This is a genomic window from Polaromonas glacialis, assembly GCF_000709345.1.
GTDB lineage: Bacteria > Pseudomonadota > Gammaproteobacteria > Burkholderiales > Burkholderiaceae_C > Polaromonas > Polaromonas glacialis.
This window is the reverse complement of sequence record NZ_KL448323.1, coordinates 2204591-2218233: the sequence shown is the minus strand read 5'-3', so window position 1 is coordinate 2218233 and position 13643 is coordinate 2204591. Positions and strand designations below refer to the sequence as shown.

Annotated in this window: 15 protein-coding genes; 9 read left to right on the top strand and 6 right to left on the bottom strand. The window is 62.4% G+C overall.

What is annotated here, in order from left to right; genetic code table 11:
- Positions 1 to 32: 32 nt before the first annotated feature.
- The 3 genes from EC86_RS0110905 to EC86_RS0110895 form a co-directional block, all read right to left on the bottom strand.
- Positions 33 to 644, bottom strand: a complete 612-nt coding sequence (locus tag EC86_RS0110905) for an IS630 family transposase (RefSeq protein WP_198026776.1) — start codon at positions 642 to 644, stop codon at positions 33 to 35.
- The gene (locus EC86_RS0110900) at positions 571 to 1104 is read right to left on the bottom strand and encodes a helix-turn-helix domain-containing protein (RefSeq protein WP_029525659.1); all 534 of its coding nucleotides are present in this window, start codon (positions 1102 to 1104) and stop codon (positions 571 to 573) included. Before EC86_RS0110900 ends, EC86_RS0110905 begins: the two co-directional genes overlap by 74 nt.
- 95 nt (positions 1105 to 1199) lie before the next feature.
- Positions 1200 to 1436 carry a DUF1653 domain-containing protein gene (locus EC86_RS0110895; protein WP_029525658.1) on the bottom strand — a complete coding sequence of 79 codons (237 nt, stop codon included), beginning with the start codon at positions 1434 to 1436 and terminating at the stop codon, positions 1200 to 1202.
- Positions 1437 to 1490: 54 nt separating this feature from the next.
- Between EC86_RS0110895 and EC86_RS0110890 the strand changes: the two genes are divergently transcribed.
- The 3 genes from EC86_RS0110890 to EC86_RS28780 all read left to right on the top strand — a co-directional run bounded on the left by EC86_RS0110890 (position 1491) and on the right by EC86_RS28780 (position 4409).
- Positions 1491 to 2744: an RsmB/NOP family class I SAM-dependent RNA methyltransferase gene (locus EC86_RS0110890; RefSeq protein ID WP_029525657.1), complete on the top strand. Its 1254-nt coding sequence runs from the start codon at positions 1491 to 1493 to the stop codon at positions 2742 to 2744.
- A 200-nt stretch (positions 2745 to 2944) separates the two neighbouring features.
- Positions 2945 to 4144, top strand: coding sequence for a DesA family fatty acid desaturase (locus EC86_RS0110885; protein ID WP_029525656.1), 1200 nt, complete (start codon positions 2945 to 2947; stop codon positions 4142 to 4144).
- A 28-nt stretch (positions 4145 to 4172) separates the two neighbouring features.
- The gene (locus EC86_RS28780) at positions 4173 to 4409 is read left to right on the top strand and encodes a hypothetical protein (protein WP_156955297.1); all 237 of its coding nucleotides are present in this window, start codon (positions 4173 to 4175) and stop codon (positions 4407 to 4409) included.
- Between the two features lies 1 nt (position 4410).
- Here the strand turns inward: EC86_RS28780 and rpmG are convergent, their stop codons facing one another.
- From rpmG to trxB, 3 genes are all read right to left on the bottom strand, one after another.
- Positions 4411 to 4578, bottom strand: coding sequence for a 50S ribosomal protein L33 (rpmG, locus tag EC86_RS0110880; RefSeq protein WP_011802584.1), 168 nt, complete (start codon positions 4576 to 4578; stop codon positions 4411 to 4413).
- A gap of 11 nt (positions 4579 to 4589) precedes the next feature.
- Entirely contained in the window at positions 4590 to 4823 is a 234-nt protein-coding gene (gene rpmB / locus EC86_RS0110875) for a 50S ribosomal protein L28 (RefSeq protein WP_029525655.1), read from the bottom strand.
- Between the two features lie 182 nt (positions 4824 to 5005).
- The gene (gene trxB, locus EC86_RS0110870) at positions 5006 to 5950 is read right to left on the bottom strand and encodes a thioredoxin-disulfide reductase (RefSeq protein WP_029525654.1); all 945 of its coding nucleotides are present in this window, start codon (positions 5948 to 5950) and stop codon (positions 5006 to 5008) included.
- A 162-nt stretch (positions 5951 to 6112) separates the two neighbouring features.
- Between trxB and EC86_RS0110865 the strand changes: the two genes are divergently transcribed.
- The 6 genes from EC86_RS0110865 to EC86_RS0110840 all read left to right on the top strand — a co-directional run bounded on the left by EC86_RS0110865 (position 6113) and on the right by EC86_RS0110840 (position 13642).
- Entirely contained in the window at positions 6113 to 6802 is a 690-nt protein-coding gene (locus EC86_RS0110865; RefSeq protein WP_029525653.1) for a Crp/Fnr family transcriptional regulator, read from the top strand.
- A gap of 79 nt (positions 6803 to 6881) precedes the next feature.
- The gene (locus EC86_RS0110860; RefSeq protein ID WP_029525652.1) at positions 6882 to 9314 is read left to right on the top strand and encodes a DNA translocase FtsK; all 2433 of its coding nucleotides are present in this window, start codon (positions 6882 to 6884) and stop codon (positions 9312 to 9314) included.
- A 5-nt stretch (positions 9315 to 9319) separates the two neighbouring features.
- Positions 9320 to 9964, top strand: coding sequence for an outer membrane lipoprotein periplasmic chaperone LolA (lolA, locus tag EC86_RS0110855; protein WP_029525651.1), 645 nt, complete (start codon positions 9320 to 9322; stop codon positions 9962 to 9964).
- A 48-nt stretch (positions 9965 to 10012) separates the two neighbouring features.
- Entirely contained in the window at positions 10013 to 11311 is a 1299-nt protein-coding gene (locus tag EC86_RS0110850) for a replication-associated recombination protein A (protein ID WP_029525650.1), read from the top strand.
- Positions 11312 to 11568: 257 nt separating this feature from the next.
- The gene (locus tag EC86_RS0110845; RefSeq protein ID WP_029525649.1) at positions 11569 to 12498 is read left to right on the top strand and encodes a branched-chain amino acid ABC transporter permease; all 930 of its coding nucleotides are present in this window, start codon (positions 11569 to 11571) and stop codon (positions 12496 to 12498) included.
- 34 nt (positions 12499 to 12532) lie between these two features.
- On the top strand, positions 12533 to 13642 hold the full coding sequence (locus EC86_RS0110840) for an ABC transporter permease subunit (RefSeq protein ID WP_029525648.1): 1110 nt from the start codon (positions 12533 to 12535) through the stop codon (positions 13640 to 13642).
- Position 13643: the final 1 nt, after the last annotated feature.

Genomic DNA, 13643 nt, shown 5'->3' with positions numbered 1-13643 from the left:
TGCAATACAGAATGACTTATACCAATCCCGTGTCATGAAATAACCGAAGCCGAGGGCAGCACTGCCCAGCTGCGGGAGCACAAAGAGCGGATGGCGCCAGGGATTTGCGTGAAGGCATTCCAGGCGTCGCGGCAGGCGTCAACAATCTGCTCGTAGCCGTCGTAGCAGCGGTTGGCCAAGTGCCGGTCGCGTAGTTGCGCCCACACCTGCTCGGCCGGGTTGAGCTCGGGCGACCCCGCTGGCAGCGGCAACAATGAAACGTTCGGGAACTGCGGCAGTTTGGGCGTGGTGTGCCATCCCGCGCGGTCCAGCACCAGCACGGCATGGCGTCCCGCAGGCACCGCTTCGCTCAGGACCTGCAGATGATGGCTCATCGCCTCGGTATTGGCGTGCGGCATGACCAGACCGATGGCACTGTCCTGCCGTGGACAGACGGCGCCAAAGATGTACGCCGATTCGGACTGCTGCTGGCGCACCACCCGGGGCCGCGTTCCCTTGCGCGCCCACAGGCGCGTTTGCGTGCCGCGCTGGCCGATGCGCATTTCATCCTGGAACCAGATGTCCACCTGTTCAGGCGCAACGCCTGGCGGCAGCGTTGCGGCGACTTCCTGGACGAAGTTTTTTTTTGAATTCGGCTTGTGCAACCAGATCGGCGTAGGGACTGACGGCGCGGGCCGAAATCCATACCAGCCCCAGGCGCTTCATCAGGTCATACACACCGTTCAGGCTGTAGGCCACGCCAAACTGCCCGGCCAGCAACTGGCGGATGTCTTCGCCCCGCACCCGACCGCCGCCGCGTTCGCCCTGCAGTTGCTCGACCGCCTGGCGAAACGCTTCCTCCTGTGCTTTGGCAAGGCGCTGCGTGCTCCAGTCGTGCGGCAGACCGGCCAGACGGGCCACGCCGCCAGCGCTAAACCACTGCACCCAGCGCATGACGGCGTGGCGGGTCACGCGCAATGCAGCCGCCACTTCGGTATAGCTCTTGCCGTCCTTTAGGTGCGCCAGCGCGATCAGGCGCAGTCGCCGGCGCCCATCCTTTTCCTTGTGGGCCAGTCGGTCGAAATCATAGGGCTGCAGCTGATCAATGATGTGCTGAGATAACATTTTCGTAACCTCCTGCGAGAGCCAATATGTCTCAGACTCCGATCGCTGGCTTTGGTTCTTTGTCTGTCGGGATTGGTATTACTCCTTCACGGCGCTTAATCGGGCAGGCGCGCAAAACGTGGCTGGCGAACGCCGCCGATCGTCACTTCTTCATTGAACATCGCGGCCGGCCGCACCCACAGGCCGCGCTCGCCGTAGAGCGCGCGGTACAGCGTCATCGGCTCCAGCGTTTCGCTGTGGCGCACCGTGCCGACGACTTCATACAGCATGCCCTTGTAGTGGCGGTAGCGTCCCGGCGGGGTTTCGATCAGTGGCGGAAGGTGTTCGGGCATGGTCAATCAACGCTGAATGTAAAAGCCGGGCGGCGGCAGTGGGACAATGGGGGCATGCATCCTAACGCCTTACTCGACTGTTGTACCGAGCTTCTCAAGCAGGTTCTTAAATTTGACCATCCCGCCGACATGGTGGTGTCGCGCTATTTCCGCGAAATGCGGCTCGGCCCCCGCGAGCGCGCCACTGTGGCCGAAACCATCTACGGCGTGCTGCGCAAGAAAAACCTTTATGTTTACATGGCCCAGCACGGTTACGGTGTGCCCGAGCGGCGGCTGGCAATCCTGGGCTTTGCCGCCCCGCGCGACTTCCTGTATGGCGCGCTGACCGAGCAGGAGCAGGACTGGCTCTCGCGCTGCGACCAGGTCAAGCCGTCGGACCTGATGGAGCTGCACCGCCACAACCTGCCGCAGTGGCTGGTCGAGCCGCTCAAAAGCCAGCTGGGTGATGATTTCTGGCCGCTGGTTGAAAGCCTCAACACGCAGGCCGGACTCGACCTGCGCGTCAACACCTTGAAGGATAAAAGGGCTGATGTGCAGAAGGAGCTTGCGCGAGCAGCTATTAAAACCGTAGCAACGCCGTATTCGCCCTGGGGCTTGCGCCTGACCGACAAGCCGCAGCTGGCGAATGTGGACGCCTTCAAGCGCGGCGCGATTGAAGTGCAGGATGAAGGCTCGCAACTGCTGGCGCTGCTGGTCGATGCCAAGCGCGGCGAGATGGTGGTCGATTTTTGCGCCGGCGCGGGCGGCAAGACGCTGGCGCTGGGCGCTTCCATGCGCACCACCGGCCGGCTCTACGCTTTTGACACGTCGGCCCACCGGCTGGCCGCGCTCAAGCCGCGTCTGGCGCGCAGCGGCCTGTCCAACGTGCATCCGGTCGCCATTGCACATGAACGCGATGACCGCATCAAGCGCCTGGCCGGCAAGATCGACCGCGTGCTGGTCGATGCGCCGTGCTCGGGCCTGGGAACGCTGCGGCGCAACCCGGACCTGAAATGGCGCCACAACCCGAAGGCGATCGAAGAACTGACCGCCAAGCAGACCGCCATTTTGCAAAGCGCCGCGCGCCTGGTGAAGCCCGGCGGACGGCTGGTGTATGCCACCTGCAGCATCCTGCGCGAGGAAAACGAGGCGATTGCCGAAGCCTTCAGCGCTGCCAATCCCGACTTTCAGGTGCTGGAGGCCGCGCCGCTGCTGACGCACCTGGGCGTCGAGCATGCCGAAAAACTCTGCCGTGGCCCGTACCTGCGGCTCTGGCCCTACCTGCACCAGACCGACGGGTTTTTTGCGGCGGTCTGGCAAAAGGCCTGATGCGGCGGCTGCCGGGTGCATCTCCGGACAAGCAGGACTTGCCTTCTTGCTGACGGCGGTTTCACGGTGCTGAAGTCGTCGCTTCCTGATTGAAGGGTCTTTGTATTTCAGACTCATCAATTTATAATCAGAGGCTGTACGGCACCACCCTGGAGACAAGCCTTGAATACGTGGCGGCCCTGACTATCTAAAGGACTTTTATGATTTTGTTGGATGCCGCCCTTGACTGGCTGGCGCATGGCCTGGTGGCTGCCAGCTGGTGGCAAATCGTGGTTTATGCCTTGGTGACGACCCACATCACCATTGTTAGCGTGACGCTGTATCTGCACCGCCATCAGGCGCATCGCTCGCTCGACCTGCATGCCATTCCCGCGCATTTTTTTCGTTTCTGGCTGTGGCTGGCCACCGGCCAAGTCACCAAGGAATGGGTCGGCGTGCATCGCAAGCACCATGCCAAGTGCGAAACCATGGAAGACCCGCACAGCCCGCAGGCGCATGGCATCAAGACCGTGCTGTTCACCGGCGCCGAGCTGTACCGGGCCGAGACGAAAAACCTTGAAACCATCGCCAAGTACGGTCGCGGCACGCCCGACGACTGGATCGAGCGGAACCTGTACACCCGCTACAGCTGGCAAGGCGTCGGCCTGATGCTGATCATCAACCTGGCGCTTTTCGGCGCCGCCGGGCTGAGCGTGTGGGCGGTGCAGATGATGTGGATTCCCATCACGGCAGCCGGCATCATCAACGGCATCGGCCACTACTGGGGCTACCGCAACTTCGAGGCGTCCGACGCCAGCACCAATGTGTCGCCCTGGGGCATCATCATTGGCGGCGAAGAGTTGCACAACAACCACCACACCTATCCCACGTCGGCCAAGTTTTCGGTCAAACCGTATGAGTTCGACATTGGCTGGGGTTATATCCGCGCCATGGAAATGGTCGGCTTGGCCGCTGTGAAAAAGGTTCCGCCACGGCTCAAGCTGGGTGCGGTGCAGCCCGTGGCTGACGAAAAAACGCTTGAAGCCCTGATTGCCCACCGCTATGAAGTCATGGCCGGCTACGCGCGTGAACTGCGCCGCGCCGGCGAGGTTGAAATTGCCTTGCTGAAGACCAAAAAAGCCGATGTGTCCATGTTGAAGCTGGCCAATCGCTGGCTGCACCGCGACGAAGACAAGGTGCCGGCCGCCGCCCGGCCGCAAATCGCCCAGGTCCGCGCCGAATACCCGGTGCTCGACAAGATGGTCACGATGCGCGAGGAGTTGCGCCAGTTGTGGCTGAGCACCTCGGCATCGCGCGAGCAGCTTGCCGCCGACCTTCAGGCCTGGTGCCATCGGGCCGAAGAAAGCGGCATCGCCGCGCTTCGCGAGTTCTCGATGAAGCTGCGTTCCGCCCGCGCCTGATCATCCTGCCCAGAATTTTCTGCAAAACGTGAAAGCCGCCGCAGCGAACGATCGCTGCGGCGGCTTTTTTTATGCATGGACGACAGGGCAGGCAAGGGCCATGGGTCGTAAAGGATGGGAAAGCGGCAAGGCGCAGCCGCGTTGTGAATGCCCGCCTTTCTTACCGGCTGACGCCAAGGTGACCGGCCCGGGCATAAAAAAACCCGCTGTGATGACAGCGGGTTTTTTGGCAACACCGGAAGGCATTGCACTGGCGTCAAGCTGAATTACTTCAGCTTGATTTCCTTGTATTCCACATGCTTGCGTGCTTTTGGATCAAATTTCATGATCAGCATTTTTTCAGGTGTCGTCTTCTTGTTCTTGTCGGTCGTGTAGAAGTGACCGGTGCCAGCTGTCGATTGCAGCTTGATTTTTTCGCGTCCGCCTTTAGCCATGGTAGTTCTCCTTAAACTTCACCGCGGGCACGAAGGTCCACCAGGACCGCATCGATGCCGTTTTTATCAATCAAGCGCAGACCGGCTGCGGTGATGCGAAGGCGTATGAAACGCTTTTCGCTCTCGACCCAGATACGGCGGTACTGCAGGTTGGGCATGAACCGACGCTTGGTTTTGTTGTTTGCGTGAGAAACATTGTTTCCCACCATCGGGCCTTTGCCCGTTACCTGACAGACGCGTGCCATGAGCGCACTCTCCGTAAAAAATTAGAAATAGGATGCTGAAAAACCCGATGGGCCTGTGCTGGACAGACCCTACGAATGCTCAGCTAAGCCATAAATTATAGCCCGAAAACAAAATTAGCCGAAATGCGGCGTTTGGCGACCCTGTCAATGAGCGGATGCGTCCCAGGCCAGAAAATCAGTATTTATTCGTTTTGCTCCAGAAACCGCTGGGCATCCAGCGCAGCCATGCAGCCGGTGCCGGCGCTGGTGATCGCCTGCCGGTACACATGGTCCTGCACATCGCCCGCAGCGAACACGCCGGCAATGCTGGTCATCGTGGCCATGCCCTGCAGGCCGGTCTGGGTGATGATGTAGCCATCCTTCATCTCCAGCTGGCCGGCGAAGATGTCGGTGTTCGGATGGTGGCCGATGGCAATGAAGCAGCCCTTGAGCGCGATGTCCTGCGTGGCGCCGGTTTTCGTGCTTTTCAGCCGGACGCCGGTCACGCCGGAAGCATCGCCCAGCACCTCGTCGAGCGTCTGGTGCAGTTGCAGCTCGATCTTGCCGCTGGCAACCTTTTCATGCAGCTTGTCGATCAGGATGGCCTCGGCCTTGAAGGTGTCGCGGCGATGCACCAGCGTGACCTTGCTGGCGATGTTGGACAGGTACAGCGCTTCCTCGACCGCCGTGTTGCCGCCGCCGACCACGCAGACTTCCTGCTCGCGGTAGAAAAAGCCGTCGCAGGTGGCGCAGCCGGACACGCCGCGCCCCATGAAGGCGGTTTCCGATTCCAGCCCCAGGTATTTGGCCGATGCGCCGGTGGAAATGATCAGCGTGTCGCAGGTGTAGGTGCCGCTGTCGCCGGTCAGCGTGAAGGGTCGCCGGCTCAGGTCTACCTGGTTAATGTGGTCGAAAATGATTTCGGTGTTGAAACGCTCGGCATGGGCCAGGAAGCGCTGCATCAATTCCGGGCCCTGGACGCCGTCGACATCGGCAGGCCAGTTGTCCACGTCGGTGGTGGTCATGAGCTGGCCGCCCTGGGCCATGCCGGTGATCAGCACCGGCTTGAGGTTGGCGCGCGCCGCATACACGGCAGCGGTATAGCCAGCCGGGCCTGAGCCGAGAATGAGAACTCTGGAATGTTTCATGATGTAGGACCCGATGGGAAAGTGTTGGAACTCAGGTAGAGTCGGCTCGCTTATGTGTTCAGCAAGGTAAAAAAATTTGACAGTATCTGTATTTTGCAAAAGCGCGGCCATTGTAGGAAATCGCCCGGCAATTGTCGGCCATGGGGTTGAAGGGGCGCCCGCATGACCGCCACCATGGTTTCACGGCTGGACCTGCTTCGCCGCGTGCCTCTTTTTTCAATGCTGACCACCAGCCAGGCGGTGTCGGTCGCCGATGCCGTGGTCAAACGGCGTTACCGCAAAGGCGAGGCCATCCTTGAGCAGGGAAAAAATTCTTTTGCCCTGACCATTTTGCTGACGGGCCGCGCACGCGTGGTGAGCACCGATGCGCGTGGGCGCGAGGTGATCCTGGCCATCCTGCGTCCCGGTGATTACGTGGGCGAAATGAGCCTGATCGACCAGGCGCCGCATTCGGCGTCCGTCGTCTCGGAGGTGCAGACCGATACGCTGGTGCTCGACCAGCTGGCGTTTGCGCGCTGCCTTCCCGACAGCGACTCGATGGCTTACGCGGTGCTCAAGGGGCTGGTGCATCGCCTGCGCCAGGCCGACCGCAAGATCGAGTCGCTGGCCCTGATGGATGTGTATGGCCGCGTGGCCAGCGCGCTGCTCGACTTCGCCGGGGAAGCCATGCCCGGCCCAGACGGCGCGGCCGTGATTCGCGGCAGGGTATCGCGCCAGGACATCGCGAAAATGGTGGGTGCTTCCCGGGAGATGGTCAGCCGGGTGATGAAAGACCTGGAGGAGCGCGGCTTCATCGAGACGCAGGACGACGGCTCGCTGCTGGTCAAGCCGCACCTGGACTCGCTGGCCTGACTTTGCGCGCTTACAGTTCAGGGTTGCACATGGCCCGCCGAAAGCTTCACTCAACTGCGTTAAGCTTCAAGACCCGTTTATGACTTACTCGCTAGATACCCTGAACTCCCGAAATTCCTCCGCTGCAGGTGCGCCCGGCGGCTTTAAACGTATAGCCCGCGAAGTTGGCCTGATCCTCGGGCTGGTTGGCCTGATTCTCTGGATGGCCGCCTTGCTGAGCTACTCGCCGCAGGATGCGGCCTGGTCAACCTCGGGCAACCCCGACGCCGCCAGCGGCACCCTGGTGGCCGCCAGGAACTGGGGCGGCCACCTCGGCGCCTGGCTGGCCGACGCCAGCTACTTCCTGCTGGGGTTCTCGGTCTGGTGGGCGCTGGCAGCCGGCGCCTGGGTCTGGATGCAGTCCGTGACGCGCGGGCTGCGCCGCGATGTGCTGGTGCCGGTACCCGCCGCCAGCCGCGTCCGGTTCTGGCTCGGGCTGGTGCTGCTGCTGGCGGCCAGTGCCGCGCTGGAATGGTCGCGCCTGTACCGCTTCGAGTTCAGGCTGCCGGGCCACGCAGGCGGCGTGATTGGTTACGTGCTGGGCAACCTGGGTGTCAAATGGCTGGGTTTTGCCGGCTCGGGCCTGGTCTTTATCGCGCTGGGCCTGATTGCCGTGGCCAGCGTCTTCAATTTTTCCTGGGCACGCGTGGCGCTCAGTCTGGGCGCCCGAATCGACAGCGCCATGGCCCTGCGCCGTGAAAAGCGCGAGCTGGCGCAGGATGTCGCGGTGGGCAAGCAAGCCGTCCGCGAGCGCGAGGAGACGCTGAGCGATGAACGCATCGGGATCGAGGCACTCCACCCGGTGCCGGTCATCATCAAGCAGCCGGTGGTTGAACTGCCGAAAAGCGAGCGCCCCGCCAAGACCAAACCACCGGTGGCGACAAGCACCACGGCGACTGCTCCGTCATTCCCATCGTCCGTGCCGCCGACGGCGCATGTCCCTGTTGTGTCGCATGCGCCTGCCGCCCCGCTTACTCCGGCTGAGTCATCGCAGGGTGGTTCCCACCTGCCGCAGGTCAGCCTGCTCGACACCGCCCTGCTGCGGCAGGAAAGCGTCGCGTCCGAAACGCTGGAAATGACCTCGCGGCTGATCGAGAAAAAGCTCAAGGACTTCGGCGTCGAGGTGCGCGTCGTGGCGGCAGCGCCCGGCCCTGTCATCACGCGCTACGAAATCGAACCGGCCACCGGCGTCAAGGGCTCGCAGGTCGTCACGCTGGCCAAGGACCTGGCGCGCGCGCTGAGCCTGGTGTCGATCCGGGTGATCGAGACCATTCCCGGCAAGAACTACATGGCGCTGGAACTGCCCAACGCCAAGCGGCAGATGATCAAGCTCAGCGAAATCCTGGGCTCCAAGGTCTATCACGACGCCACCTCGCTGCTGACCATGGGCCTGGGCAAGGACATCGCCGGCCATGCGGTCGTTGCCGACCTGGCCAAGATGCCGCACTGCCTGGTCGCCGGCACCACCGGTTCGGGCAAGTCGGTGGGCATCAACGCCATGATTTTGAGCCTGCTGTACAAGGCCGACGCGCGCGACGTCCGGCTGCTGCTGATCGACCCCAAGATGCTGGAAATGAGCGTCTACGAAGGCATTCCGCACCTGCTGGCGCCGGTCGTCACGGACATGCGCCAGGCCGCCCACGGCCTGAACTGGTGCGTGGCCGAAATGGAAAAGCGCTACAAGCTGATGAGCAAGCTCGGCGTGCGCAACCTGGCCGGCTACAACGCCAAGATCGACGAGGCCAATGCCAGCGAGGAGTTCATCTACAACCCCTTCAGCCTGACGCCCGACGAGCCTGAGCCGCTGGAGCGTCTGCCCTACATCGTCGTGGTGATCGACGAGCTGGCCGACCTGATGATGGTCGTCGGCAAGAAGATCGAGGAGCTGATTGCCCGGCTGGCGCAAAAGGCCAGAGCCGCCGGCATCCACCTGATCCTGGCCACCCAGCGCCCCAGCGTGGACGTGATCACCGGCCTGATCAAGGCCAACATTCCGACGCGCCTGTCCTTCCAGGTCAGCAGCAAGATCGACAGCCGCACCATTTTGGACCAGATGGGCGCCGAGGCCTTACTGGGCATGGGTGACATGCTTTACATGCCGAGTGGTACAGGCTTTCCAATTCGCGTGCATGGTGCGTTTGTGAGTGACGAGGAAGTGCACCGGGTCGTCGCCTACCTCAAGCAGCAGGGAACGCCCAACTACATCGACGGCGTGCTCGAAGGCGGCACGGTTGAAGGCGAGGGCGGCGACCTGTCGGGAGATGCGGGCGGCGAAAAGGACCCGATGTACGACCAGGCGGTGGAAGTGGTTCTGAAAAACCGAAAGGCCAGCATTTCGCTGGTGCAGCGTCACCTCAAGATCGGCTACAACCGCGCCGCGCGGCTGGTCGAGGACATGGAAAATGCCGGGCTGGTCAGCGCCATGAGTGGCAGCGGCCAGCGCGAAATCCTGGTGCCCGCAAGGGCGGAGTGAACTTGATGAAACGTTTTTTTGCTACTTTTTTAATAGCTACATCCGCAGGCGCAGCATGCGCAAATGGCCTGGAAAGCCTTGAAACCTTCGTCAAGACGGTGAGCAGCGGCCGCGCCGACTTCACGCAGGTCGTGACCGCGCCCGCCCGGGAAGGCCAGACCGCCCGCAGCAAGACCTCCAGCGGCACGTTCGAGTTTTCCCGGCCGAACCGATTCAAGTTTCTTTACCAAAAGCCGTTCGAGCAAAGCATCGTCGCCGACGGCCAGACGCTGTGGCTCTACGACGCCGACCTGAACCAGGTCACCGCGCGCAAGCAATCTGCTGTCCTGGGCTCGACGCCCGCCGCCTTGATCGCCGCAGCGCCCGATCTGCGCGCGCTGCAGGCCGATTTCACCCTGGCCGCCGCGCCTGAAAAAGACGGCCTGGAATGGGTCGTGGCCACGCCCAAGACGAAAGATGGCCAGTTGCAGGCCGTGCGCGTCGGCTTTCGCGCCGGCGAAAAACCGGCCGGGCTGGCGGCGCTGGAAATCCTCGACAGCTTCGGCCAGCGCTCGGTGCTGAGTTTCAGCAAGGTCGAGGTCAATCCGGCCCTTCCCAAGGACGCCTTCCAGTTCATCACGCCCAAGGGCGCGGACGTCATCCGGCAGTAAACCCCCCTCCGCTGTCTGCGCTGCAGGGACGGCGACCCGAAAATTTTCATGGCCAAGCCTTCCACCCATCCTCCCCTGGCCGAGCGGCTGCGGCCGAAGAACCTGGGCGAAGTCATCGGCCAGCAGCATTTGCTGGGCGAGGGCCTGCCGCTGCGCATTGCGTTTGAATCGGGCGAACCGCACAGCTGCATCCTGTGGGGGCCGCCGGGCGTGGGCAAGACCACCATTGCCCGGCTGATGGCGAGCAGCTTCGACGCGCATTTCATCACCATTTCCGCCGTGCTCGGCGGCGTCAAGGACATCCGCGAAGCCGTCGAGCAGGCGACGATCTGGCAAGCGCAGGGCGGCCGGCGCACCATCGTGTTCGTCGATGAGGTGCATCGCTTCAACAAAAGCCAGCAGGATGCGTTTTTGCCGCATGTCGAAAGCGGCCTGTTCACCTTCATTGGCGCAACCACTGAAAACCCGTCCTTCGAGGTGAACTCGGCCCTGCTGTCGCGCGCGGTGGTCTACGTGCTGCAGCCACTCACGGAACATGATCTCAGGCAAATAATAGCCAGGGTCCTTTCCGAGCGTGCGCTGCCAGCTATTGAAAGCATAGCGGGTGAAGCCGTTGACCGCCTCGTGGCGTATGCCGACGGCGATGCCAGGCGACTGCTCAACACGCTCGAATCGCTCAGCGTGGCGGCCAAATCTGAAAAGATCACCGAGGTGACCGATGCCTGGCTGCTCAAGGTGCTCGGCGAGCGCCTGCGCCGCTACGACAAGGGCGGCGAGCAGTTCTACGACACCATCTCGGCGCTGCACAAGTCGGTGCGTGGCTCCGACCCCGATGCCGCGCTGTACTGGTTCATGCGCATGCTCGATGGCGGCGCCGAGCCCAAATACATGGCGCGCCGCCTGATCCGCATGGCCAGCGAGGACATCGGGCTGGCCGATCCGCGCGCGCTGCGGCTGGCGCTGGACGCGGCCGAGGTCTATGAACGGCTCGGCTCACCCGAGGGCGAACTGGCGCTGGCGCAGTGCGTCGTGTACCTGGCGGTCGCGCCCAAGTCGAACGCGGTGTACCAGGCCTTCAACGAGGCCAAGGCCTTCATCAAGAACGATGGCACCCGGCCGGTGCCGCTGCACCTGCGCAATGCACCAACAAAGCTCATGAAGCAGCTCGACTACGGCAAGAACTACCGCTATGCGCATGACGAGGAGGGCGGCTTCGCGGCCGGAGAAAACTACTTGCCCGAAGGCATGGCCGCACCAAACTTTTACCGCCCCGTCAACCGTGGCCTGGAGATCCGGATTGCCGATAAGCTCAATGAACTGAAGGCAAAAAACCATCAGAAGAACTGATGCCCTCAAAATCCCGCTGATACAGCCTGAATCCGCCAAAAAATCCGAATTCGTCAAGGGTTTACCCCGGAAAAACTGTTTCGCTGGCGCGATTCTCGCTAGAAGCCTGTCGCTACAATTCGCCCACTAGCTCGCCACCTTCACCAGTCAACCGACTGGAGTCAGGCGGGCTTTTTGTTAACTCGCGTGTTTTCATGGTGATCCCGTGCAGGCACGACACCGGCAGAGTTGGCTCATTCAAACAAACGGAGCGGATTATGGAAGTTTTGCTACAGCAAATCATCAACGGACTGGTCCTGGGCAGCATGTACGCCCTGATCGCCCTGGGCTACACCATGGTGTACGGCATCATCAACCTGATCAATTTTGCGCATGGCGAGGTGCTGATGGTCGGCGCGCTGACCAGCTGGACCATCATCGGCCTGATGCAGGAATCCATGCCCGGCACGCCCGGCTGGCTGATCCTCTTGATTTCACTGATGATTGCCTTCATCGTCTGCGCCGCGCTGAACTTCACCATCGAAAAGGTCGCCTACCGGCCGCTGCGCAACAGCCCCAAGCTGGCGCCCCTGATCACCGCCATCGGCATGTCGCTGCTGCTGCAGACGCTGGCCATGATCATCTGGAAGCCCAACTACAAGCCATACCCGACGCTGCTGCCGTCCGAGCCTTTCCAGATCGGCGGCGCGGTGATCACCGTGACGCAGATTTTCATCCTGGGCGCCACCGCCGTGTCGCTCGCCATATTGATGTGGCTGGTGCATTACACCAAGCTCGGTCGAGCGATGCGGGCCACGGCTGAAAACCCGCGCGTCGCCGCGCTGATGGGCGTGCGCCCCGACACCGTCATCTCCGCGACCTTCATCATCGGCGCCGTGCTGGCCGCGCTGGCCGGCGTGATGTATGCCTCCAACTACGGCACCGTGCAACACACCATGGGCTTTTTGCCCGGCCTCAAGGCCTTCACCGCTGCGGTGTTCGGCGGCATCGGCAACCTGGGCGGCGCGGTGCTGGGCGGCATCTTGCTGGGGCTGATCGAGGCGATTGGCGCCGGCTATATCGGCCCGCTGACCGGCGGTTTCCTGGGCAGCCAGTATTCCGACATCTTCGCCTTTATTGTGCTGATTTTTGTGCTCACGCTGCGCCCTTCGGGCCTGCTGGGTGAACGTGTGGCGGACCGGGCTTGAAGTCCGAATCACCCACACCTACGGAGAAAAACCCATGAAATCCAAAAAATTCGCGACCTACCTGATCGTGGCACTGGGCCTGCTGGTGCTGCCCCTGCTGCTGCAGCAGGGCGGCAACGCCTGGGTGCGCATCGTCGACATGGCGCTGCTGTACGTGCTGCTGGCCCTGGGCCTGAACATCGTCGTCGGCTATGCCGGCCTGCTCGACCTGGGCTACGTCGCCTTCTTTGCGGTCGGCGCCTACCTGTTCGCCTTGCTCGGCTCGCCGCACCTAGCCGAGGCCTTTCCCTGGGTTGCGGCGAATTTTCCGGATGGCCTGCACCTGCCCATCTGGGCAACCATTCCGCTGGCCGCCGCGCTGGCCGGTCTGTTTGGCGTGCTGCTGGGCGCGCCGACGCTCAAGCTGCGCGGCGACTACCTGGCCATCGTCACGCTGGGGTTTGGCGAGATCATCCGCGTGTTCCTGAACAACCTGGACCGCCCGATCAACCTGACCAACGGGCCCAAGGGCATCAACCAGATCGACTCGATGAAGTTCTTCGGCTTCGACCTGGGCAAGTCGCACACCTTTTTCGGATTCGAGTTCGCCTCGGTGTCGATGTACTACTACCTGTTCCTGGCGCTGGTGATTTTTTCGGTCATTCTTTGCCACCGGCTTCAAAAGTCCCGCATCGGCCGCGCCTGGATGGCGATTCGCGAGGACGAGATTGCCGCCAAGGCCATGGGCATCAACACCCGCAACATGAAGCTGCTCGCCTTCGGCATGGGCGCCACGTTTGGCGGCGTGTCGGGCTCGATGTTCGCCGCCTTCCAGGGCTTTGTCTCGCCCGAATCGTTCAGCCTGATGGAGTCGATCATGATCGTCGCCATGGTGGTGCTGGGCGGCATCGGGCATCTGCCCGGCGTCATTTTGGGCGCGCTGCTGCTGGCCGCGCTGCCCGAGGTGCTGCGCCATGTGGCCGGGCCGCTGCAGGCCATGACCGACGGCCGGCTCGACTCGTCCATCCTGCGCCAGCTCCTGATCGCGCTGGCCATGATCACCGTGATGCTGATGCGACCGCGCGGCCTGTGGCCGTCGCCCGAGCACGGCAAGTCGCTGAACAAGCGCGCCGGCAAGGACACCATCCAGTCCATCAATCCTTAAG

Coding starts and splice junctions, on each gene's coding strand:
- EC86_RS0110900 (WP_029525659.1), bottom strand. CDS start 1,104: ATGTTATCTCAGCACATCATTGATCAGCTGCAGCCCTATGATTTCGAC.
- EC86_RS0110895 (WP_029525658.1), bottom strand. CDS start 1,436: ATGCCCGAACACCTTCCGCCACTGATCGAAACCCCGCCGGGACGCTAC.
- EC86_RS0110890 (WP_029525657.1), top strand. CDS start 1,491: ATGCATCCTAACGCCTTACTCGACTGTTGTACCGAGCTTCTCAAGCAG.
- EC86_RS0110885 (WP_029525656.1), top strand. CDS start 2,945: ATGATTTTGTTGGATGCCGCCCTTGACTGGCTGGCGCATGGCCTGGTG.
- rpmG (WP_011802584.1), bottom strand. CDS start 4,578: ATGGCTAAAGGCGGACGCGAAAAAATCAAGCTGCAATCGACAGCTGGC.
- rpmB (WP_029525655.1), bottom strand. CDS start 4,823: ATGGCACGCGTCTGTCAGGTAACGGGCAAAGGCCCGATGGTGGGAAAC.
- trxB (WP_029525654.1), bottom strand. CDS start 5,950: ATGAAACATTCCAGAGTTCTCATTCTCGGCTCAGGCCCGGCTGGCTAT.
- EC86_RS0110865 (WP_029525653.1), top strand. CDS start 6,113: ATGACCGCCACCATGGTTTCACGGCTGGACCTGCTTCGCCGCGTGCCT.
- EC86_RS0110860 (WP_029525652.1), top strand. CDS start 6,882: ATGACTTACTCGCTAGATACCCTGAACTCCCGAAATTCCTCCGCTGCA.
- lolA (WP_029525651.1), top strand. CDS start 9,320: ATGAAACGTTTTTTTGCTACTTTTTTAATAGCTACATCCGCAGGCGCA.
- EC86_RS0110850 (WP_029525650.1), top strand. CDS start 10,013: ATGGCCAAGCCTTCCACCCATCCTCCCCTGGCCGAGCGGCTGCGGCCG.
- EC86_RS0110845 (WP_029525649.1), top strand. CDS start 11,569: ATGGAAGTTTTGCTACAGCAAATCATCAACGGACTGGTCCTGGGCAGC.
- EC86_RS0110840 (WP_029525648.1), top strand. CDS start 12,533: ATGAAATCCAAAAAATTCGCGACCTACCTGATCGTGGCACTGGGCCTG.